Raw genomic sequence first — 20,988 nt, 5'->3', positions numbered from 1 at the left:
ATGAACTTAATTTTAATGGGGCTTCCTGGTGCTGGTAAAGGTACACAAGCCGAACAGATTGTTGCCAAGTATAACATCCCTCACATCTCAACAGGAGATATGTTCCGTGCAGCTATGAAGGCTGAAACTGAACTTGGTTTACAAGCAAAATCTTTTATTGATAAAGGTGCGCTTGTTCCAGATGAAGTTACAATCGGAATTGTTCGTGAACGTTTAAGTCAGGAAGACTGTATTAAAGGCTTCTTATTAGATGGTTTCCCACGAACTGTTGCACAAGCATCAGCTCTTGAAGAGATTATGAAAGATCTTGGCAAAAAAATCGACTATGTTTTAAACATTAATGTGGATTCAGGGTTGTTATTAACACGCCTTACAGGCCGTCGCATTTGTAAAGAGTGCGGTGCGACTTACCACTTAGAATTCAATCCACCAGCAAAAGCTGATGTGTGCGATAAATGTGGTGGCGAATTATATCAACGCTCTGATGACAATGAAGAAACTGTAGCAAATCGTTTAGATGTAAATATTAAGCAAACAAAACCTTTGCTTGATTTCTACGAGGAGCTTGGTTACTTAGAAAGCATTAATGGTGAGCAAGATATCAATAAAGTATTTGCTGATATCGATGTTCTCATCGGAGGCTTAGCGTAATGATCATCTGCAAAACTCCTCGCGAGATAGAAATCATGCGAGAAGCTGGCAGGATCGTTGCTTTAACTCATCAAGAGTTGAAACAACAAATTACTCCAGGAATTACAACGAAAGAGCTCGATCAAATAGCGGAAAAGACGATTCGAAAATATGGTGCTACGCCATCTTTTAAAGGATACAACGGATTTCCGGGGAGCATATGTGCTTCTGTAAATGAAGAGCTTGTACACGGGATTCCAGGGAAGCGTAAGCTCGAAGAGGGCGATATCATCAGTATCGATATTGGTGCGAAATACAATGGGTACCATGGAGATTCTGCATGGACGTATCCAGTTGGAAACATTTCTGAATCTGTTCAAAAGCTACTTGATGTCACAGAAAAATCGTTGTATCTTGGTCTAGAACAAGTAAAACCAGGCGAAAGATTATCAAATATCTCGCATGCGGTTCAAACCCATGCTGAAGAGAATGGATTCTCGATCGTTAGGGAGTATGTTGGTCACGGAATCGGGCAAGACTTACATGAGGACCCTCAAATCCCGCACTATGGTCCACCAAATAGAGGCCCTAGATTAAAGCCGGGAATGGTCATCTGTGTTGAGCCGATGGTGAATCAAGGAAGACGATATGTAAAAACACTATCTGATGACTGGACAGTGGTAACGGTAGATGGTAAATGGTGTGCCCATTTTGAGCACACGATTGCTCTTACAGAAGCAGGATACGAAATCCTTACCACTTTATAAGTAGCTGGCTCTCCGGGATTTCAGAGCAGTGTAAAATGTTACTGATTTGAAGAAGGGAGAACTATTGAATGGCTAAAGATGATGTAATTGAAGTCGAAGGTACCGTTCTTGAAACGTTGCCAAATGCTATGTTCAAAGTAGAATTAGAGAATGGGCATGTCGTATTGGCTCACGTTTCTGGTAAAATCCGTATGAACTTCATTCGTATTTTACCAGGAGACAAAGTTACGGTAGAATTATCTCCGTACGATTTAAATCGTGGTCGTATTACGTACCGTTTTAAATAATATAGCACTCCGTAATCTTTAAGGAGGTTCGAGACATGAAAGTAAGACCGTCAGTTAAACCAATCTGCGAAAAATGTAAAGTTATTCGTAGACGTGGAAAAGTAATGGTTATTTGTGAAAACCCTAAACATAAACAAAAACAAGGTTAATCAGAAGGAGGTGCATTCAGAATGGCACGTATCGCAGGTGTAGATATTCCTCGTGACAAGCGCGTTGTTATTTCTTTAACTTACGTATTCGGCATTGGTCGCACAACTGCTGAAAAAATTCTTACAGAAGCTGGTATTTCTTCGGAAACACGAGTTCGTGATTTATCGGAAGATGAATTAGGACGTATCCGTGATATCATCGATCGTATTAAAGTTGAGGGAGACCTTCGTCGTGAAGTATCTCTTAACATTAAACGTCTAATGGAGATCGGTTCTTACCGTGGTCTTCGTCACCGTCGTGGTTTACCAGTTCGTGGTCAAAACTCTAAAAACAATGCTCGTACACGTAAAGGTCCACGTCGTACAGTAGCAAATAAAAAGAAATAATAAGTAAAGGAGGTTGAACTAACAATGGCACGTAAAACAAACACTCGTAAAAAACGTGTGAAAAAGAATATTGAAGCTGGTATAGCTCATATTCGTTCTACTTTCAACAACACAATCGTAACTCTTACAGATACTCACGGTAACGCACTTTCTTGGTCTAGTGCTGGTGCACTTGGTTTCCGTGGATCTCGTAAATCTACTCCATTCGCTGCGCAAATGGCTGCTGAAGCTGCTTCTAAAGTTGCAATGGAGCATGGTTTAAAAACTTTAGAGGTTACTGTTAAAGGTCCTGGTGCTGGTCGTGAAGCTGCAATTCGTGCTCTTCAAGCTGCAGGCCTAGAAGTAACAGCAATTAGAGATGTTACTCCAGTTCCTCATAATGGATGTCGTCCACCAAAACGTCGTCGTGTGTAATTTTTCTGTATAGAATTTTCCCTTTTGTCTATAATGGATATGATGCATTATCGAGAAATTTCGTACAGAAACATCGCTTGTTGTGCACAATCGGGAACTGCCTAAGGGGGACTTTCGGTTGAACAGAGGTTCTTCCTTTGTTTAACCGGGGTTTCGACGTTTTGAAGGAGGGTTTAGTTAATGATTGAAATCGAAAAACCGAAAATCGAAACGGTTGAACTTAACGAAGATGCTAAGTATGGCAAATTCGTGATTGAACCGCTTGAGCGTGGATATGGTACTACTTTGGGTAACTCCTTACGTCGTATTCTTTTATCCTCACTCCCTGGTGCCGCTGTAACTGCTATCCAAATCGATGGCGTTTTACACGAATTTTCAACAGTTGAGGGCGTAGTAGAGGACGTTACGACGATCATCTTAAACTTGAAAAAGTTAGCTCTTAAAATCTACTCTGAAGAAGAGAAGACGTTGGAAATCGATGTACAGGGCGAAGGTATTGTCACAGCTGCTGATATTACTCACGATAGTGATGTTGAAATCTTAAATCCAGATTTACACATTGCGACGTTAGCAAAAAATGCGCATTTCCGCATGCGTTTAACTGCAAAGCGTGGCCGTGGGTATACGCCAGCTGATGCAAATAAAAGCGAAGATCAACCAATAGGAGTAATTCCTATTGATTCTATTTATACTCCAGTATCACGTGTTACTTACCAAGTGGAAAAGACACGTGTCGGACAAGTGGCTAATTATGATAAGCTTACGCTTGATGTATGGACGGATGGAAGCATCGGGCCAAAAGAAGCTATCTCTTTAGGTGCCAAAATCTTAACTGAGCATTTAAATATCTTTGTTGGTTTAACTGACGAAGCACAAAATGCTGAGATTATGGTCGAGAAGGAAGAAGATCAAAAAGAAAAAGTTCTAGAGATGACTATCGAAGAACTGGATCTTTCTGTTCGTTCTTATAATTGCCTAAAACGTGCAGGAATTAATACTGTACAAGAGCTTGCGAACAAAACAGAAGAAGATATGATGAAAGTTCGTAACTTAGGACGTAAATCCTTAGAAGAAGTTAAACATAAACTTGAGGAATTAGGTTTAGGTTTACGTAAAGACGACTGAGGATTTAAACCCATCAACAAAGGAGGGAACTACGAATGGCATACAGAAAATTAGGCCGTACAAGTGCGCAACGTAAAGCTATGTTACGTGATTTAGCTACTGATTTAATTATCAACGAGCGCATCCAAACGACAGAAACTCGTGCAAAAGAACTTCGTTCTGTAGTGGAAAAAATGATCACTTTAGGTAAACGCGGAGATCTTCATGCTCGTCGTCAAGCAGCAGCTTTCATCCGTAATGAGGTTGCTAACGCTGAGACTGGTCAAGATGCACTTCAAAAATTATTCGCTGATGTAGCTCCACGCTATGCTGAGCGCCAAGGCGGATACACTCGTATTGCAAAAATTGGTCCACGTCGCGGAGACGCAGCACCAATGGTAATTATCGAGTTAGTATAATGATGATTAAAAGGGCAGGACAGTTCTTTTCAAGTAACTGGTCATGGCCCTTTTTTTTTAAGTATAAAAAAATAGGCTAACTTGGCGATAGAAAGGGTGCCTTGTATTGAAAAAAGAGAAACTTCGGACAGAAAATATATCATTTCAATATCCTGGGGCAGCCTCTTATGCATTAAAAGATGTTTCGTTTTCCTTATATGAAGGAGAATGGGTATCTGTTATTGGACAAAATGGTTCAGGGAAGTCTACACTTGCAAAATTATTGAATGGCTTATTTTTACCGGAATCAGGGACAATTACTGTAAATGATACAATGATTTTATCAGAGGAAACAGTATGGGATGTTCGAAAACAAATTGGGATGGTATTTCAAAATCCAGATAATCAATTTGTTGGAACGACAGTACAAGATGACGTTGTATTCGGCCTTGAGAACATCGGAATGCCAAGGGAGCAGATGATAGAAAGACTAGAACAAGCTCTGCAACTTGTCCGTATGGAAGATTTTTTAAATGAAGAACCCCATTCGTTATCTGGTGGACAAAAGCAGCGAGTCGCAATAGCAGGTATTTTAGCACTTCAGCCATCTATTTTAATACTAGATGAAGCAACTTCAATGTTAGACCCTCAGGGAAGACGTGAAGTAGTAGAAACGGTCAGACAACTTGTTAGTCAAAAGGGTATTACGGTTTTATCAATTACGCACGATTTAGAAGAAGCGGCACAGTCAGACCGTATTATTATTTTGAACAAGGGAGAAATATTAGAGGAAGGTACTCCAGAGCAAATTTTCAAATCCTCTCATATGCTCCAAGAGATTGGATTAGATGTACCTTTTTCGGTAAAAATAGCAGAATTATTAAAAAGAAATGAAATTCACTTGCAAAATATGCATCTTACAATGGAAAGCTTGGTGAACGAACTTTGGAGATTACATTCCAAAAAGTAGAACATCGTTATCAATATAAAACTCCATTTGAAAGACGCGCACTTTATGATGTAGACGTGTCGTTTCCAAGTGGGGGCTATTATGCCATTATCGGTCATACTGGTTCAGGTAAGTCGACGATGATTCAACATTTAAATGGTTTATTGCAGCCGACAAATGGTACGGTTCAAATTGGTGAACATTTAATTTCAGCAGGGAAGAAAGAGAAGAAACTTAAGCCGCTACGAAAAAAAGTAGGGGTTGTCTTTCAGTTTCCAGAACATCAACTATTTGAAGAAACAGTTGAAAAGGACATTTGTTTTGGGCCTACTAATTTTGGTGTATCTGAAGAAGAGGCGAAACAAAAGGCAAAGGATGCAATCCAGCTTGTTGGATTGGACATAGAATTATTAGCACGTTCTCCGTTTGAATTAAGCGGTGGGCAAATGAGGCGTGTTGCAATAGCAGGCGTACTTGCGATGGAACCCGAAGTGCTTGTATTAGATGAACCTACAGCGGGGCTTGATCCGAAAGGACAGCACGAGCTCATGGAGATGTTTTACAATTTGCATAAGGAACAGGGGCTTACAGTCATTCTTGTCACCCATAATATGGAGGATGCCGCTAAGTATGCAGATCAAATAGTGGTCATGCATAAAGGAACGGTCTTTTTGCAAGGAAGAGCAGAGGAAGTATTTTCACATGCTGATGAATTAGAACAAATCGGTGTGGATCTTCCAATGTCTTTAAAGTATAAACGTGCAATTGAAGAGAAGTTTGGTATTTCAATTTCGAAGGCTACCTTATCTTTAGAGGATCTTACTCATGAAGTTGTACAGGTGTTACGAAAAGGTGGTCATGAATCATGCAGCAGTTGATTATTGGGAGATACATTCCAGGTCAGTCACTCATTCATCAACTTGATCCTCGTACGAAGCTGTTGATTGTCTTTTTATATGTATTTGTTGTTTTCTTAGCAAATAATGCGATTTCATATGGATTTTTATTTTTATATGCACTCATTGCTTTATTTTTTGCAAAAGTGCCGATTCGTTATGTACTTTCGGGCTTAAAACCAATTTTATGGATTTTTCTTTTTACATTTTTCCTGCATATTTTTACAAATAAAGAAGGGGAAGTACTATTCCAGCTTGGTTGGTTTTCGATACATGAAAAAGGATTAGAGCAAGGAATCTACATTTCTATACGATTTTTCGTTATTATTTTAATGACGACATTATTAACGTTAACAACGACACCAATTGAGATTACAGATGGTTTAGAGACTTTATTAAAGCCGTTGAAGCGTATGAAAGTTCCTGTTCATGAAATCGCATTAATGATGTCAATTTCTCTTCGATTTATCCCCACATTAATGGATGAAACGAGTAAAATTATGAAAGCGCAGGCGTCACGTGGTATTGATTTTGCTGGGGGACCGATAAAAGATAGGATGAAAGCTATTATCTCACTACTCGTTCCACTATTTATCAGTGCTTTTAAGCGTGCAGAGGACTTAGCGATTGCGATGGAAGCTCGTGGATATCGAAGTGGCGAAGGACGTACTAAATTTAGGCAACTACGCTGGAAAATAAGTGATACAGTAACAATTGTAAGCTTACTTTGTTTAGCTTGTATTTTGGCATGGGTGCGGTCGTAATGGAGAATAGAGAAATGGATAGAATAAAATGTACAGTTGCATATGATGGCATTCATTTTTGTGGTTACCAAATTCAACCACAGCATCGTACTGTTCAACAAGAAATAGAGAAAGCATTGCAGAAGTTGCATAAAGGAGAACTTGTTCGTGTGCAGGCATCAGGCAGAACGGATTCTACCGTTCACGCCAAAGGACAAGTGATACACTTTGATACGCCTTTGTCTCTTGAAGAGTGGCAATGGAGTAATGCTTTAAATACAATGTTGCCGGATGATATTGTTATTGGGCAGGTAGAGAAAAAAACAGAAGAATTTCATGCACGTTACGGTGTCGAGAAAAAAGAATATCGCTATCGTGTATTATTATCAAAGACTGCGGATGTATTCCGTAGAAATTACGTATATCAATATCCATATCCGCTCGAAATAAATTCTATAAGAAAAGCGATTCCTTATTTTATTGGAACGCATGATTTCACTTCTTTTTGTTCGGCAAAAACTGACAAAAAAGATAAAGTGCGAACAATTTATGAAATCGAATTAATTGAGCAAGACGATGAATTAATTTTTCGTTTTGTAGGTAATGGATTTTTATATAATATGGTCAGAATTATTGTTGGTACGTTACTTAGCATAGGACAAGGAAAGCTTGATCCTGATAGCATTCCAGAGATTTTAGCGAAACAAAATCGCCAGTTTGCTGGAAAGATGGCTCCAGGTCACGGGCTTTACTTATGGCAGGTAAACTATAACAACTAATCCTGGTGTAACATTTGCTTGACATTAGAAACTCAAAAGTATATCATAACATATGGTATTGTTTCTAAAACCACGATTAGCCCCGGAAGGAAATCGTGTTTAAGATAAACAATAGATTTTTTCTATGGAAAAGATAACGAGGAGGGAAACACATGCGTACGACTTTTATGGCAAAAGCTAACGAAGTTGAGCGTAAATGGTATGTGGTTGATGCTGAAGGTCAAACTTTAGGTCGCCTATCTACTGAAGTAGCATCCATTTTACGTGGTAAAAACAAACCTACATTTACACCACACGTTGACACGGGTGATCATGTAATTATTATTAACGCTGAGAAAATTCATTTAACAGGTAATAAATTAAACGATAAAATTTACTACCGTCACACTAACCACCCAGGTGGACTTAAGCAAAGAACAGCTCTAGAAATGCGTACAAACTACCCTGTACAAATGTTAGAGCTTGCAATTAAAGGGATGCTTCCAAAAGGACGTTTAGGACGTCAAGTATCTAAGAAATTAAACGTGTATGCTGGAGCAGAGCATCCACACCAAGCACAAAAACCAGAAGTTTACGAACTTCGCGGATAATCAATTAAAGGAGGGCTTACTTTGGCACAGGTTCAATACTATGGCACTGGACGTCGTAAGAGTTCAGTAGCGCGCGTACGCCTAGTTCCAGGCGAAGGACGCGTTATCATTAACGGTCGTGATTTTGAAAACTATATCCCATTTGCTGCATTACGTGAAGTAGTGAAACAACCTCTAGTTGCAACAGAAACTTTAGGTAACTACGATGTACTTGTAAACGTAAATGGTGGTGGATACACTGGTCAAGCTGGTGCTATTCGTCACGGTATTTCTCGCGCTTTATTAAAAGCTGATCCAGAATACCGTCTAACATTAAAACGTGCAGGTCTATTAACTCGTGACGCACGTATGAAAGAGCGTAAAAAATACGGTCTTAAAGGCGCACGTCGTGCACCTCAGTTCTCAAAACGTTAATTTTTGCGAACTACAAACCCCAACCATTTTGGTTGGGGTTTTTTTATGTTTAATTCTTCTTTTGTAATTTTTGTAGCTTGGAATATTTTAGTGCTACTGCCGCGCGTATGCTTCTTCTTTAGAAGTTTAGACTAATACGTATTAGGGAGGTTTATAAGTACTATGAATGTCATTGTCAACTTACAAGAAAAACAAAAAGAAAAGCAGTTAAAATACGAGCGAAAGATGCTGCGAGAATTATCATTAAAAACATTGCGTTCAAATATTCGTGATGCCTTTCAGATGCAAGAACTCCATCGTCAGTATGAAGATTATTGTATTGAACTAGGGATAGAATCTTATTTATTAGGAGCGAGATACAGTAAATTTGGTTATCATGGTGAATCATTCTTTGATGTGAAATATAGGGCTTTAGAAGAAGAGCAACAATTAACTGAAACGTTATTTCAATTTTTAACGAGTATGACTATACGTGAAATTAAGTTGCAAGACGAGGAATTGCTTTTGGAATCGTGCCAGCAGTTTATCGGCTTGTGGTGGCAAGAAGGGTATGAAAAAGGCGAAAGAAGATATCGATTAAAGCTACACTAAGACAAGCATAAACTTTCCTCTTGTCCCATATAAGTAATTAGAGGGACTAGCTGGAGGAGGAAAGGTATGAAGAGAATTCGAATTATCTCTTTTGCGCTCGCTGCGGTTGTTTTGTTTTTTTTAGTTAAACAAGAATTTCAAATTACAAAATCGTGGCGAGCTTGGAATTTACCCTTATCAGGGAAAGTGATTGTACTCGATGCTGGGCATGGGGGACCAGACGGAGGGGCTGTTGGTGGAAAGGATATTGTAGAAAAAGATATTACGCTTGAGATTACAAAAAAGGTACAAGATTATTTACAAGAACAAGGTGCTTTAGTTATTTTAACGCGTGAAGGAGATTATGATTTAGCTAATAAAGATACAAAGTCATATAGTAGACGTAAAGCAGAGGATTTAAAAAAGCGTGTTGAAATCATTAATAAGCCTGATGTAGACTTTTTTGCGAGTATTCATTTAAATGCCCTAACTAGTAGTGGATCTAAGGGCGCACAAACGTTCTACTACCGTTCTTCGATTGAAAATGAACGGGCTGCAAAATTTATACAAGCTGAATTGAGAACAAGCTTAGAAAATACGAATCGTTCTGCTAAAACAATTCCTCACGTGTATTTATTGAAGTATGCCAAAAAACCAGGTGCTTTAATTGAAGCTGGCTTTTTATCGAATGTGAATGAAAGATATATGTTAAATTCGGAGAAATACCAGCAAAAAGTAGCGGCTGCAATATATCGTGGTATATTACGTTATTTTACGGAAAAAGGAAATCCTCCAGAATAAGGAGGATTTTTTGAGTTTCTCTCGTTAACGAAGTTTTCCGAAAATATGTTATACTGGAAATGTAAACGCATTTATTTCAGGGATAAAGAAAGATAAATTCAATTAACATTACGTTATTTTTCATACAGGGGGCTGGACTAATTATGGTAACAAAAGAACAAGTAGTGGAAGCGTTAGAAGGGATTGTAGATCCGTTTTTACATAAAACGTTAAAAGAAACAAATGCAATTAAAGAAGTAACAGTCAAGCCAGAGAAGGAACATGTGAGTGTTAAAATTGCAATTGTAAAAATGGGTACGGCGGAACAAATGCAATTGCAGTCTGGAATTGTAAAGTTAGTAAAAGAACTTGGAGCAGCAACAGTTGGACTTCGTTTTGCAGAGTTTACGGAAGAGGAATTAGCTCAGTTTGCACCACCACAAGAAGAGAAGAGTGAATCTTTATTATCACCAAACTCAAAAACAACATTTTTAGCAGTGGCGAGTGGAAAAGGTGGAGTGGGAAAATCAACAGTTTCCGTTAACCTTGCGATTGCTTTAGCTCGTCTAGGGAAAAAGGTTGGTATCATTGATGCGGATATTTACGGTTTTAGTGTACCGGACATGATGGGAATAGAAAAACGTCCTATCGTAAGAGGTGATAAGATAATACCAGTGGAGCGTCTAGGCGTGAAAGTAATCTCAATGGGATTCTTTGTAGAAGATAATGCTCCAGTTATTTGGAGAGGACCTATGCTCGGGAAAATGTTAAATCACTTCTTCACAGAAGTAGAGTGGGGCGATTTAGACTATTTAGTATTAGACTTGCCACCAGGTACTGGTGATGTTGCGTTAGACTTGCATTCGATGTTGCCGGCTTGTAAAGAGATTATTGTAACAACGCCGCATCCAACAGCAGCATTTGTAGCAGCGCGCGCTGGAGCCATGGCTTTACGTACAGAACATAGTATTCTTGGTGTTGTTGAAAATATGGCGTATTTTGAAAGTAAAGCAACTGGTGAAAAAGAGTATGTGTTTGGAAGAGGTGGAGGAGATAAATTAGCTACGGAACTTCAAACGGACGTACTTGGCCGAATTCCACTTCAACAACCTGATTGGAATAAAGAGGACTTTGCGCCGTCAGTATATGAAGATACACATACAACGGGTCTTATTTATCGTACGATAGCTGAGACGGTTATTGATAAAACAGCTGTTACACAAAAATAAAGTAGTAATGAGTGGATAATATATACATTGTCCACTCATTACTATAATCTTTATTGTTGTTCTTTGTTCCCATCTTGAGAACCACCTTCACCGCCTGCACCTTTCTTATCAGACCCACCTTTTTCGGCTTTTTGTACACCTTTACTAATGATGTCGATCATCTTAGCTTGGAAGAGTGGACTTTCGGCAGTTTCGGTTAGTACTTGCTGTAAATATTGGCGATATTCTTTGCTCTTCATTGTTTGTAACATAATTTTCTCTACTTCAGGATTTTTCATAATCTCTATAACACCTGATTGGTATTCAGGATCTTTTAGTAAAGTTTTCATTAAGTTTGTTTGTTCTTTTCCCATACTTTTAGCAAATTTTGATGAGAACTCAGGGTCTTTAAAGAGCTTTTCCCAGAATTGTTGCCCTTTTTCAGATACCATCGCATCTTCAATCGTTTTCTTTACTACTGTTTCATCTAGTATGAGGGCTTGTTTCATTTTTTCATCAGTTAATACATCTTTGATTGCCTTTTTTCCTTGGTCGGTTTTTAAAATATCAACAATCATTTTTTTTGTTTGATCATAATCAAGTTCGGATTTTGCTTCTTTTTCTTGTGCACATGCCACTAGTGCCATAAATAGAAAAGAAGAAATCAAAACGAGCAGCATCCGTTTCATAAGTTGGAGCTCCTTTCAGCACAGTTCTCTTTTTTTAATATAAATCTCTTTAAGGAATTTATACATTAACATGGCTAGCTTTTTGAAATTGTCATTGATACAATTTAATTAGAAATATAAGAATAATGGGGGATGTGTTGTGAATAGCCGCAAGTGGGTACGACTATTTTTTACGACGTTGTTTCTTGGTGGGATTAGCACGGTCTTTATTGGTTTTGTTTTAGAGTGGGACAAGTACGCTAAATTTTTTCAAAATTTCGACGGAAAGGAAATTCTAGCAGTTTCTTTCTGGTTGATGGGCGTAGGATTTATTTTTAGTGTTATAAGTCAAATGGGGTTCTTTGCGTATTTAACGATCCATCGTTTTGGATTAGGGATGTTCCGGTCATCTTCTTTATGGAATGCAGTGCAACTGTTCTTTATTGCGTTCGTATTATTTGATTTCGTTTATTTAAGGTCAGTACTTATTGCAAATGGAGAAGTTTCATTAGGGAATAACATACTTGTTGCTGGGCTGTTATTTGTGTTTGGGGCAATTGTCGCTTACATAAAGAGTAAAGAAACAAATAAAAAAGCATTTGTTCCCGCTCTGTTCTTTATGGTTGTTGTAACAATTCTTGAATGGGTACCAGCGCTCCGGATTAATGATACAGATTGGTTGTATTTAATGGTGATACCACTTCTATTGTGTAATACATATCAGTTACTTGTATTGCATCGTTTAATTGGACAAAAGAGTGAGTCAGCTTAATGAGGAGAGATTGGGTTTTTAATTAGCCAGATTCTTATCGTTTGTAAATACTAGGATAAAAAAAGCTCTGCTATCTTAACGAAAGATAGCAGAGCTTTTTATGTGTGAAGAACCGTGTGGAAAAGAACTACTTAATATCTTCACTTTTTGTACTTGTGTTGGAAATAAGTTGTGATACAGATGTTTGTTCATATCCGTCGCTCTTTAATTTTTGTAAGAGTAATGGTAAAGCCTTATTTGTTTGAAGAGCAGAATCAGAAGCATGCAATAAGACAATATCTCCACCCTTTAAATTGTTAGAGACTGTGGAAACGATTTTATTTACGCCGGGATTTTTCCAGTCATTTGAATTGTTACTCCAATGAACGAGGGTGTATCCGAGTGATTCCGCTATTTTAAGAGTTATTTTGTTAAAATCGCCACTAGGTGGACGTAATAGCTTGACTTGTTTTACGCCAAGTTTTGTAAAAACATCCTGTGCCCGCAAAAGATCTCTTCGTATTTCATTTGCTTCTAGTGAAGTGTAGGACGTGTAATTATAGCCCATACTACCAATCTCATGTCCATCTTTCATGATGCGTTCGACAATATCAGGGTGTCTTTCAGCCCATGCAGCAGAGAGAAAGAAGGTTGCGTTCTTAATTTCTCTTTCTTTGAGTGTGTTAAGGATTGGAATAGCTTTTTGGTCTCCCCAACTAATGTCAAACGTGAATGCAACTTGTTTTTTTGCAGTGTCCCCTTTGTAAATCACCTTAGGGCCAGTAGCAGTTGAAAAAGCAGATTCATGTGAATATGTTTTTAAAAAGAGTAGCCATGCTGTAAATAAGGAAAGTACGACTATTAAGCTAATGTGTTTAAATGTTCTTTTACTCGTAATAAAAAAGAAAAACATAATATTACGCCCCTTTGTCCAATCCTTTTCAGTTACATATATGCTTTAAATTAAAAAAAGAGAACAAGGGATTAATATCGTAAGTGGTGGATATAATGAGTGATAGAATTTTGTTTTTTGATAATACATTATTGATAATTGAAAATGAGTGGGGCGTTTATCGGTACATGTAAGGAGTTATTGGGGTGATAATTTGCTTGGGATTATGTTGACGAAGGAAGAGAAAAAAGAAATGGAATACATACTGAAGAGAGAGTTAGAGGAACTTTTATTTGATTTTGAAGATGAGCGTATACATAGCGTTGTGAAAAAGGCGATGGAAGAAAGGTATAAAATCATTTTTTGTTTATTTCGGAGAGTTGCTAATAGAGAAGAATGTATTCGTTATATAAGAAAAAGAATTTTTTATTAAAAAGTGTTGACGTTAAGAGTAAGTATATGATAAATTAATAACCGTCGCTGATGCAGAAACGCAGAAAACGACAAAAAAGAAATTGAAAAACTTAGTTGACATCTAAAAATGAAGATGTTAACATAAGGAAGTCGCAAATGAGCGACCAAGTAGTTCTTTGAAAACTGAACGAAACAAACAACGTGAACGTCAATTTTTATTTTTAGATGCTAGACAAACTAACTTTATTGGAGAGTTTGATCCTGGCTCAGGATGAACGCTGGCGGCGTGCCTAATACATGCAAGTCGAGCGAATGGATTAAGAGCTTGCTCTTATGAAGTTAGCGGCGGACGGGTGAGTAACACGTGGGTAACCTGCCCATAAGACTGGGATAACTCCGGGAAACCGGGGCTAATACCGGATAATATTTTGAACTGCATGGTTCGAAATTGAAAGGCGGCTTCGGCTGTCACTTATGGATGGACCCGCGTCGCATTAGCTAGTTGGTGAGGTAACGGCTCACCAAGGCAACGATGCGTAGCCGACCTGAGAGGGTGATCGGCCACACTGGGACTGAGACACGGCCCAGACTCCTACGGGAGGCAGCAGTAGGGAATCTTCCGCAATGGACGAAAGTCTGACGGAGCAACGCCGCGTGAGTGATGAAGGCTTTCGGGTCGTAAAACTCTGTTGTTAGGGAAGAACAAGTGCTAGTTGAATAAGCTGGCACCTTGACGGTACCTAACCAGAAAGCCACGGCTAACTACGTGCCAGCAGCCGCGGTAATACGTAGGTGGCAAGCGTTATCCGGAATTATTGGGCGTAAAGCGCGCGCAGGTGGTTTCTTAAGTCTGATGTGAAAGCCCACGGCTCAACCGTGGAGGGTCATTGGAAACTGGGAGACTTGAGTGCAGAAGAGGAAAGTGGAATTCCATGTGTAGCGGTGAAATGCGTAGAGATATGGAGGAACACCAGTGGCGAAGGCGACTTTCTGGTCTGTAACTGACACTGAGGCGCGAAAGCGTGGGGAGCAAACAGGATTAGATACCCTGGTAGTCCACGCCGTAAACGATGAGTGCTAAGTGTTAGAGGGTTTCCGCCCTTTAGTGCTGAAGTTAACGCATTAAGCACTCCGCCTGGGGAGTACGGCCGCAAGGCTGAAACTCAAAGGAATTGACGGGGGCCCGCACAAGCGGTGGAGCATGTGGTTTAATTCGAAGCAACGCGAAGAACCTTACCAGGTCTTGACATCCTCTGAAAATCCTAGAGATAGGACTTCTCCTTCGGGAGCAGAGTGACAGGTGGTGCATGGTTGTCGTCAGCTCGTGTCGTGAGATGTTGGGTTAAGTCCCGCAACGAGCGCAACCCTTGATCTTAGTTGCCATCATTAAGTTGGGCACTCTAAGGTGACTGCCGGTGACAAACCGGAGGAAGGTGGGGATGACGTCAAATCATCATGCCCCTTATGACCTGGGCTACACACGTGCTACAATGGACGGTACAAAGAGCTGCAAGACCGCGAGGTGGAGCTAATCTCATAAAACCGTTCTCAGTTCGGATTGTAGGCTGCAACTCGCCTACATGAAGCTGGAATCGCTAGTAATCGCGGATCAGCATGCCGCGGTGAATACGTTCCCGGGCCTTGTACACACCGCCCGTCACACCACGAGAGTTTGTAACACCCGAAGTCGGTGGGGTAACCTTTATGGAGCCAGCCGCCTAAGGTGGGACAGATGATTGGGGTGAAGTCGTAACAAGGTAGCCGTATCGGAAGGTGCGGCTGGATCACCTCCTTTCTATGGAGAATTGATGAACGCAGTTCATCAATAAACGTTGACTTGTTTCGTTTCGTTCAGTTTTGAGAGAACTATCTCTCAAGTTTAAATGTATGTTCTTTGAAAACTAGATAACAGTGTAGCTCATATTTTTTTAATTTTAGTTTGGTTAAGTTAGAAAGGGCGCACGGTGGATGCCTTGACACTAGGAGTCGATGAAGGACGGGACTAACGCCGATATGCTTCGGGGAGCTGTAAGTAAGCTTTGATCCGAAGATTTCCGAATGGGGAAACCCACTATACGTAATGGTATGGTATCCTTACCTGAATACATAGGGTATGGAAGACAGACCCAGGGAACTGAAACATCTAAGTACCTGGAGGAAGAGAAAGCAAATGCGATTTCCTGAGTAGCGGCGAGCGAAACGGAATCTAGCCCAAACCAAGAGGCTTGCCTCTTGGGGTTGTAGGACATTCTATACGGAGTTACAAAGGAACGAGGTAGACGAAGCGACCTGGAAAGGTCCGTCACAGAGGGTAACAACCCCGTAGTCGAAACTTCGTTCTCTCTTGAATGTATCCTGAGTACGGCGGAACACGTGAAATTCCGTCGGAATCTGGGAGGACCATCTCCCAAGGCTAAATACTCCCTAGTGATCGATAGTGAACCAGTACCGTGAGGGAAAGGTGAAAAGCACCCCGGAAGGGGAGTGAAAGAGATCCTGAAACCGTGTGCCTACAAATAGTCAGAGCCCGTTAATGGGTGATGGCGTGCCTTTTGTAGAATGAACCGGCGAGTTACGATCCCGTGCGAGGTTAAGCTGAAGAGGCGGAGCCGCAGCGAAAGCGAGTCTGAATAGGGCGTTTAGTACGTGGTCGTAGACCCGAAACCAGGTGATCTACCCATGTCCAGGGTGAAGTTCAGGTAACACTGAATGGAGGCCCGAACCCACGCACGTTGAAAAGTGCGGGGATGAGGTGTGGGTAGCGGAGAAATTCCAATCGAACCTGGAGATAGCTGGTTCTCCCCGAAATAGCTTTAGGGCTAGCCTTAAGTGTAAGAGTCTTGGAGGTAGAGCACTGATTGAACTAGGGGTCCTCATCGGATTACCGAATTCAGTCAAACTCCGAATGCCAATGACTTATCCTTAGGAGTCAGACTGCGAGTGATAAGATCCGTAGTCAAGAGGGAAACAGCCCAGATCGCCAGCTAAGGTCCCAAAGTGTGTATTAAGTGGAAAAGGATGTGGAGTTGCTTAGACAACTAGGATGTTGGCTCAGAAGCAGCCACCATTTAAAGAGTGCGTAATAGCTCACTAGTCGAGTGACTCTGCGCCGAAAATGTACCGGGGCTAAATACACCACCGAAGCTGCGAATTGATACCAATGGTATCAGTGGTAGGGGAGCGTTCTAAGTGCAGTGAAGTCAGACCGGAAGGACTGGTGGAGCGCTTAGAAGTGAGAATGCCGGTATGAGTAGCGAAAGACGGGTGAGAATCCCGTCCACCGAATGCCTAAGGTTTCCTGAGGAAGGCTCGTCCGCTCAGGGTTAGTCAGGACCTAAGCCGAGGCCGACAGGCGTAGGCGATGGACAACAGGTTGATATTCCTGTACCACCTCTTTATCGTTTGAGCAATGGAGGGACGCAGAAGGATAGAAGAAGCGTGCGATTGGTTGTGCACGTCCAAGCAGTTAGGCTGATAAGTAGGCAAATCCGCTTATCGTGAAGGCTGAGCTGTGATGGGGAAGCTCCTTATGGAGCGAAGTCTTTGATTCCCCGCTGCCAAGAAAAGCTTCTAGCGAGATAAAAGGTGCCTGTACCGCAAACCGACACAGGTAGGCGAGGAGAGAATCCTAAGGTGTGCGAGAGAACTCTGGTTAAGGAACTCGGCAAAATGACCCCGTAACTTCGGGAGAAGGGGTGCTTTCTTAACGGAAAGCCGCAGTGAATAGGCCCAAGCGACTGTTTAGCAAAAACACAGGTCTCTGCGAAGCCGTAAGGCGAAGTATAGGGGCTGACACCTGCCCGGTGCTGGAAGGTTAAGGAGAGGGGTTAGCGTAAGCGAAGCTCTGAACTGAAGCCCCAGTAAACGGCGGCCGTAACTATAACGGTCCTAAGGTAGCGAAATTCCTTGTCGGGTAAGTTCCGACCCGCACGAAAGGTGTAACGATTTGGGCACTGTCTCAACCAGAGACTCGGTGAAATTATAGTACCTGTGAAGATGCAGGTTACCCGCGACAGGACGGAAAGACCCCGTGGAGCTTTACTGTAGCCTGATATTGAATTTTGGTACAGTTTGTACAGGATAGGCGGGAGCCATTGAAACCGGAGCGCTAGCTTCGGTGGAGGCGCTGGTGGGATACCGCCCTGACTGTATTGAAATTCTAACCTACGGGTCTTATCGACCCGGGAGACAGTGTCAGGTGGGCAGTTTGACTGGGGCGGTCGCCTCCTAAAGTGTAACGGAGGCGCCCAAAGGTTCCCTCAGAATGGTTGGAAATCATTCGTAGAGTGCAAAGGCATAAGGGAGCTTGACTGCGAGACCTACAAGTCGAGCAGGGACGAAAGTCGGGCTTAGTGATCCGGTGGTTCCGCATGGAAGGGCCATCGCTCAACGGATAAAAGCTACCCCGGGGATAACAGGCTTATCTCCCCCAAGAGTCCACATCGACGGGGAGGTTTGGCACCTCGATGTCGGCTCATCGCATCCTGGGGCTGTAGTCGGTCCCAAGGGTTGGGCTGTTCGCCCATTAAAGCGGTACGCGAGCTGGGTTCAGAACGTCGTGAGACAGTTCGGTCCCTATCCGTCGTGGGCGTAGGAAATTTGAGAGGAGCTGTCCTTAGTACGAGAGGACCGGGATGGACGCACCGCTGGTGTACCAGTTGTTCTGCCAAGGGCATAGCTGGGTAGCTATGTGCGGAAGGGATAAGTGCTGAAAGCATCTAAGCATGAAGCCCCCCTCAAGATGAGATTTCCCATAGCGTAAGCTAGTAAGATCCCTGAAAGATGATCAGGTTGATAGGTTCGAGGTGGAAGCATGGTGACATGTGGAGCTGACGAATACTAATAGATCGAGGACTTAACCATATAATATGAAGCAATGTTATCTAGTTTTGAAGGAATATATATTAAAAATTCCTTTTGACATTCTGAAAAGAATGTGTATAATGATAAAAGTCTGGTAATGATGGCAGAGAGGTCACACCCGTTCCCATACCGAACACGGAAGTTAAGCTCTCTAGCGCCGATGGTAGTTGGGACCTTGTCCCTGTGAGAGTAGGACGTTGCCAGGCTTATATTATTCCGCAGTAGCTCAGCGGTAGAGCTATCGGCTGTTAACCGATCGGTCGTAGGTTCGATTCCTACCTGCGGAGCCATTATGCTTCCATAGCTCAGCTGGTAGAGTACTTCCATGGTAAGGAAGAGGTCACCGGTTCAAGCCCGGTTGGAAGCTTGGGAAAAGTTTTTATTTTTTTGGCCCGTTGGTCAAGTGGTTAAGACACCGCCCTTTCACGGCGGTAACACGGGTTCGAATCCCGTACGGGTCATCACTTTTGGAGGATTAGCTCAGCTGGGAGAGCACCTGCCTTACAAGCAGGGGGTCGGCGGTTCGATCCCGTCATCCTCCACCATATATTTTTAAATGTCGGAGGGGTAGCGAAGTGGCTAAACGCGGCGGACTGTAAATCCGCTCCTTCGGGTTCGGCAGTTCGAATCTGCCCCCCTCCACCATTTTCTTTAAAATAACCTGAAAGGGTTTATTTTTTTGAAAAGATAACCATACTAGTAAATATTAATGGGCTATAGCCAAGCGGTAAGGCAACGGACTTTGACTCCGTCATGCGCTGGTTCGAATCCAGCTAGCCCAGCCATTTACGAGCCATTAGCTCAGTTGGTAGAGCATCTGACTTTTAATCAGAGGGTCGAAGGTTCGAATCCTTCATGGCTCACCATTTTCGCGGAAGTAGTTCAGTGGTAGAATACAACCTTGCCAAGGTTGGGGTCGCGGGTTCGAATCCCGTCTTCCGCTTAAGTACTAAGGGGCCTTAGCTCAGCTGGGAGAGCGCCTGCCTTGCACGCAGGAGGTCAGCGGTTCGATCCCGCTAGGCTCCATATAAATAGGGAAAGCTTACATCATTTGATGTAAGCTTTTTTTGTGTTTAAATTCCACTCCAAAAGGCAACTTTTCCGTATATCGTTTAAAATAAAAAAAAGGATTGGATAAGGGGGAGGTAATTATGAAAGTTGTCATTGCATCGGATTCATATAAAGAAAGCCTGAAAGCTATAGAGGTATGTGAAGCTATTGAAAGAGGCTTTGCAGCAATTTTTCCTAAAGCAGAGTATGTTAAGGTACCAATTGGAGATGGAGGCGAAGGAACGGTTGAATCTCTTGTTGGTGCTACAATGGGGAAAATTATATCACTTAATGTGACAGGGCCGCTTGGAGAGAGCGTGCAAGCCTTTTATGGTATGTCTAAGGATAAGAAGACAGCATTTATTGAAATGGCAGCAGCATCAGGATTACAACACGTTCCAATTGAAAAGAGAAACCCACTTATTACAACTACAAAAGGGACAGGTGAACTTATATTACATGCATTAGATCAAGGAGCTAAACACATTATTTTAGGGCTTGGAGGAAGTGCTACAAATGATGGTGGGGCTGGTATGCTATCTGCCTTAGGCGCAAGATTTATAAATAGGAAAGGTGGGGTAATAGAACCCTCTGGAGGGACATTGCATTTGATAACCACTGTTGACCTTTCTAGGATTGATTCACGCCTGGAAGATATAAAGTTAGAAGCAGCATGTGATGTAGATAACCCTTTAGTTGGACTGAGCGGGGCATCTTTTGTATTTGCGAGACAAAAAGGTGCGAATGTAGAGATGATGAAAGAGCTAGATGGGAATTTAAAACATTATGCTAATATACTTAAACAACATGTGTCTTTTGATGTATCTGAAATACCAGGTGCGGGGGCAGCTGGAGGAATGGGAGCCGCTGTCGTTGCAGTGCTAAAGGGACAGTTAAGAAAAGGGATTGAAATTGTATTAGATTATACAAATTTTGATAAGTGTATAGAGGGCGCCGATCTGATTGTAACTGGTGAGGGAAGAATAGATGAACAAACAGCGTATGGAAAAGCTCCTGTTGGTGTCGCGAAGCGGGCGAAATGTCGTCATATTCCTGTAATTGCTATTGGTGGATCTGTATCCTCGAATTATACGACTGTTTACGAAAAGGGAATTGATGCAGTGTTTAGTATTACGGCTAGTCCAATGACGTTAGAAGAAGCATATAAAAGGGCAGAAGAGAATATCGAAATGACAGCAAAAAATATTGCAGCAGTATGGAAACTAGCATCAGAAAAACGCTTCTAAATGTAGAAGCGTTTTTTAATCTATTTATTTGAGGATAT

22 protein-coding genes, 9 tRNA genes and 3 rRNA genes are annotated in these 20,988 nt (G+C 41.5%); 32 read left to right on the top strand and 2 right to left on the bottom strand.

All coding sequences use genetic code 11. The features are described from left to right. The 17 genes from QCI75_RS26035 to QCI75_RS25955 all read left to right on the top strand — a co-directional run bounded on the left by QCI75_RS26035 (position 1) and on the right by QCI75_RS25955 (position 11,086). On the top strand, positions 1 to 651 hold the full coding sequence (locus tag QCI75_RS26035; RefSeq protein WP_098778584.1) for an adenylate kinase: 651 nt from the start codon (positions 1 to 3) through the stop codon (positions 649 to 651). Continuing rightward, a complete protein-coding gene (gene map / locus QCI75_RS26030) occupies positions 651 to 1,397 on the top strand; it encodes a type I methionyl aminopeptidase (RefSeq protein WP_098778585.1) in 747 nt (248 codons plus the stop codon). Before QCI75_RS26035 ends, map begins: the two co-directional genes overlap by 1 nt. Before the next feature lie 68 nt (positions 1,398 to 1,465). Continuing rightward, positions 1,466 to 1,684, top strand: coding sequence for a translation initiation factor IF-1 (gene infA / locus QCI75_RS26025; RefSeq protein ID WP_001029884.1), 219 nt, complete (start codon positions 1,466 to 1,468; stop codon positions 1,682 to 1,684). Positions 1,685 to 1,719: 35 nt separating this feature from the next. After that, positions 1,720 to 1,833 carry a 50S ribosomal protein L36 gene (rpmJ, locus tag QCI75_RS26020; RefSeq protein ID WP_000868344.1) on the top strand — a complete coding sequence of 38 codons (114 nt, stop codon included), beginning with the start codon at positions 1,720 to 1,722 and terminating at the stop codon, positions 1,831 to 1,833. Between the two features lie 21 nt (positions 1,834 to 1,854). Beyond that, entirely contained in the window at positions 1,855 to 2,220 is a 366-nt protein-coding gene (gene rpsM / locus QCI75_RS26015) for a 30S ribosomal protein S13 (protein WP_002009746.1), read from the top strand. A 24-nt stretch (positions 2,221 to 2,244) separates the two neighbouring features. After that, complete coding sequence (gene rpsK, locus QCI75_RS26010; protein WP_002009745.1) at positions 2,245 to 2,634, top strand: 30S ribosomal protein S11; 390 nt, start codon at positions 2,245 to 2,247, stop codon at positions 2,632 to 2,634. A 180-nt stretch (positions 2,635 to 2,814) separates the two neighbouring features. Further along, positions 2,815 to 3,759 (top strand): DNA-directed RNA polymerase subunit alpha, encoded by a 945-nt coding sequence (locus QCI75_RS26005; RefSeq protein WP_000569644.1) that lies wholly within the window; start codon positions 2,815 to 2,817, stop codon positions 3,757 to 3,759. A gap of 35 nt (positions 3,760 to 3,794) precedes the next feature. Continuing rightward, complete coding sequence (gene rplQ, locus QCI75_RS26000) at positions 3,795 to 4,157, top strand: 50S ribosomal protein L17 (RefSeq protein ID WP_000331490.1); 363 nt, start codon at positions 3,795 to 3,797, stop codon at positions 4,155 to 4,157. 106 nt (positions 4,158 to 4,263) lie between these two features. Further along, positions 4,264 to 5,106 carry an energy-coupling factor ABC transporter ATP-binding protein gene (locus QCI75_RS25995; protein ID WP_353761443.1) on the top strand — a complete coding sequence of 281 codons (843 nt, stop codon included), beginning with the start codon at positions 4,264 to 4,266 and terminating at the stop codon, positions 5,104 to 5,106. Further along, the gene (locus QCI75_RS25990) at positions 5,082 to 5,963 is read left to right on the top strand and encodes an energy-coupling factor ABC transporter ATP-binding protein (protein WP_002113327.1); all 882 of its coding nucleotides are present in this window, start codon (positions 5,082 to 5,084) and stop codon (positions 5,961 to 5,963) included. Before QCI75_RS25995 ends, QCI75_RS25990 begins: the two co-directional genes overlap by 25 nt. Next, positions 5,951 to 6,745 (top strand): energy-coupling factor transporter transmembrane component T family protein, encoded by a 795-nt coding sequence (locus QCI75_RS25985; protein ID WP_070140538.1) that lies wholly within the window; start codon positions 5,951 to 5,953, stop codon positions 6,743 to 6,745. The genes QCI75_RS25990 and QCI75_RS25985 overlap by 13 nt, the downstream gene beginning before the upstream one ends. 14 nt (positions 6,746 to 6,759) lie before the next feature. After that, entirely contained in the window at positions 6,760 to 7,503 is a 744-nt protein-coding gene (truA, locus tag QCI75_RS25980; protein WP_353761441.1) for a tRNA pseudouridine(38-40) synthase TruA, read from the top strand. Between the two features lie 152 nt (positions 7,504 to 7,655). Further along, the gene (rplM, locus tag QCI75_RS25975) at positions 7,656 to 8,093 is read left to right on the top strand and encodes a 50S ribosomal protein L13 (protein WP_001260795.1); all 438 of its coding nucleotides are present in this window, start codon (positions 7,656 to 7,658) and stop codon (positions 8,091 to 8,093) included. A 21-nt stretch (positions 8,094 to 8,114) separates the two neighbouring features. Further along, entirely contained in the window at positions 8,115 to 8,507 is a 393-nt protein-coding gene (gene rpsI, locus QCI75_RS25970) for a 30S ribosomal protein S9 (RefSeq protein WP_000079986.1), read from the top strand. A gap of 162 nt (positions 8,508 to 8,669) precedes the next feature. Then, positions 8,670 to 9,098 carry a DUF2521 family protein gene (locus tag QCI75_RS25965; RefSeq protein ID WP_070140539.1) on the top strand — a complete coding sequence of 143 codons (429 nt, stop codon included), beginning with the start codon at positions 8,670 to 8,672 and terminating at the stop codon, positions 9,096 to 9,098. A gap of 66 nt (positions 9,099 to 9,164) precedes the next feature. After that, entirely contained in the window at positions 9,165 to 9,878 is a 714-nt protein-coding gene (cwlD, locus tag QCI75_RS25960; protein ID WP_002113331.1) for an N-acetylmuramoyl-L-alanine amidase CwlD, read from the top strand. A gap of 143 nt (positions 9,879 to 10,021) precedes the next feature. Continuing rightward, a complete protein-coding gene (locus tag QCI75_RS25955; RefSeq protein ID WP_144505026.1) occupies positions 10,022 to 11,086 on the top strand; it encodes an Mrp/NBP35 family ATP-binding protein in 1,065 nt (354 codons plus the stop codon). Positions 11,087 to 11,136: 50 nt separating this feature from the next. On the opposite strand, the gene gerD is transcribed toward QCI75_RS25955, so the two are convergent. Then, positions 11,137 to 11,754 (bottom strand): spore germination protein GerD, encoded by a 618-nt coding sequence (gerD, locus tag QCI75_RS25950; RefSeq protein ID WP_353761439.1) that lies wholly within the window; start codon positions 11,752 to 11,754, stop codon positions 11,137 to 11,139. 139 nt (positions 11,755 to 11,893) lie between these two features. Between gerD and kbaA the strand changes: the two genes are divergently transcribed. Next, positions 11,894 to 12,505 carry a KinB signaling pathway activation protein KbaA gene (gene kbaA / locus QCI75_RS25945; protein WP_353761438.1) on the top strand — a complete coding sequence of 204 codons (612 nt, stop codon included), beginning with the start codon at positions 11,894 to 11,896 and terminating at the stop codon, positions 12,503 to 12,505. A 127-nt stretch (positions 12,506 to 12,632) separates the two neighbouring features. Here the strand turns inward: kbaA and pdaB are convergent, their stop codons facing one another. Beyond that, the gene (pdaB, locus tag QCI75_RS25940; protein WP_353761436.1) at positions 12,633 to 13,397 is read right to left on the bottom strand and encodes a polysaccharide deacetylase family sporulation protein PdaB; all 765 of its coding nucleotides are present in this window, start codon (positions 13,395 to 13,397) and stop codon (positions 12,633 to 12,635) included. Between the two features lie 193 nt (positions 13,398 to 13,590). Here pdaB and QCI75_RS25935 point away from each other — a divergent pair, with 193 nt between their 5' ends. From QCI75_RS25935 to QCI75_RS25870, 14 genes are all read left to right on the top strand, one after another. Continuing rightward, on the top strand, positions 13,591 to 13,809 hold the full coding sequence (locus QCI75_RS25935) for a hypothetical protein (RefSeq protein ID WP_070140542.1): 219 nt from the start codon (positions 13,591 to 13,593) through the stop codon (positions 13,807 to 13,809). 224 nt (positions 13,810 to 14,033) lie between these two features. After that, positions 14,034 to 15,585: ribosomal RNA gene (locus QCI75_RS25930) — 16S ribosomal RNA — on the top strand. A 146-nt stretch (positions 15,586 to 15,731) separates the two neighbouring features. Further along, positions 15,732 to 18,653 (top strand): 23S ribosomal RNA (locus tag QCI75_RS25925). A 90-nt stretch (positions 18,654 to 18,743) separates the two neighbouring features. Then, positions 18,744 to 18,859, top strand: a 5S ribosomal RNA gene (gene rrf / locus QCI75_RS25920). The 16S, 23S and 5S rRNA genes sit together here with 9 tRNA genes alongside, the layout of an rRNA operon. Before the next feature lie 9 nt (positions 18,860 to 18,868). After that, positions 18,869 to 18,943, top strand: a tRNA-Asn gene (locus QCI75_RS25915). Between the two features lie 4 nt (positions 18,944 to 18,947). Then, a tRNA-Thr gene (locus QCI75_RS25910) sits at positions 18,948 to 19,020 on the top strand. A gap of 22 nt (positions 19,021 to 19,042) precedes the next feature. Continuing rightward, a tRNA-Glu gene (locus QCI75_RS25905) sits at positions 19,043 to 19,114 on the top strand. 8 nt (positions 19,115 to 19,122) lie between these two features. Then, positions 19,123 to 19,198: transfer RNA gene (locus QCI75_RS25900), tRNA-Val, on the top strand. A gap of 16 nt (positions 19,199 to 19,214) precedes the next feature. Then, positions 19,215 to 19,298, top strand: a tRNA-Tyr gene (locus QCI75_RS25895). A 65-nt stretch (positions 19,299 to 19,363) separates the two neighbouring features. Continuing rightward, a tRNA-Gln gene (locus tag QCI75_RS25890) sits at positions 19,364 to 19,438 on the top strand. A 5-nt stretch (positions 19,439 to 19,443) separates the two neighbouring features. Next, positions 19,444 to 19,519: transfer RNA gene (locus QCI75_RS25885), tRNA-Lys, on the top strand. Positions 19,520 to 19,524: 5 nt separating this feature from the next. After that, a tRNA-Gly gene (locus QCI75_RS25880) sits at positions 19,525 to 19,596 on the top strand. A 10-nt stretch (positions 19,597 to 19,606) separates the two neighbouring features. Then, positions 19,607 to 19,679, top strand: a tRNA-Ala gene (locus QCI75_RS25875). Positions 19,680 to 19,804: 125 nt separating this feature from the next. After that, a complete protein-coding gene (locus QCI75_RS25870) occupies positions 19,805 to 20,950 on the top strand; it encodes a glycerate kinase (RefSeq protein WP_353761435.1) in 1,146 nt (381 codons plus the stop codon). Positions 20,951 to 20,988 lie beyond the last annotated feature (38 nt).

It is taken from the genome of Bacillus cereus group sp. RP43 (genome assembly GCF_040459645.1).
Lineage (GTDB): Bacteria > Bacillota > Bacilli > Bacillales > Bacillaceae_G > Bacillus_A > Bacillus_A mycoides_C.
Note: the sequence above shows the minus strand (reverse complement) of the source record. Positions and strands in the feature narration are given on the sequence as shown.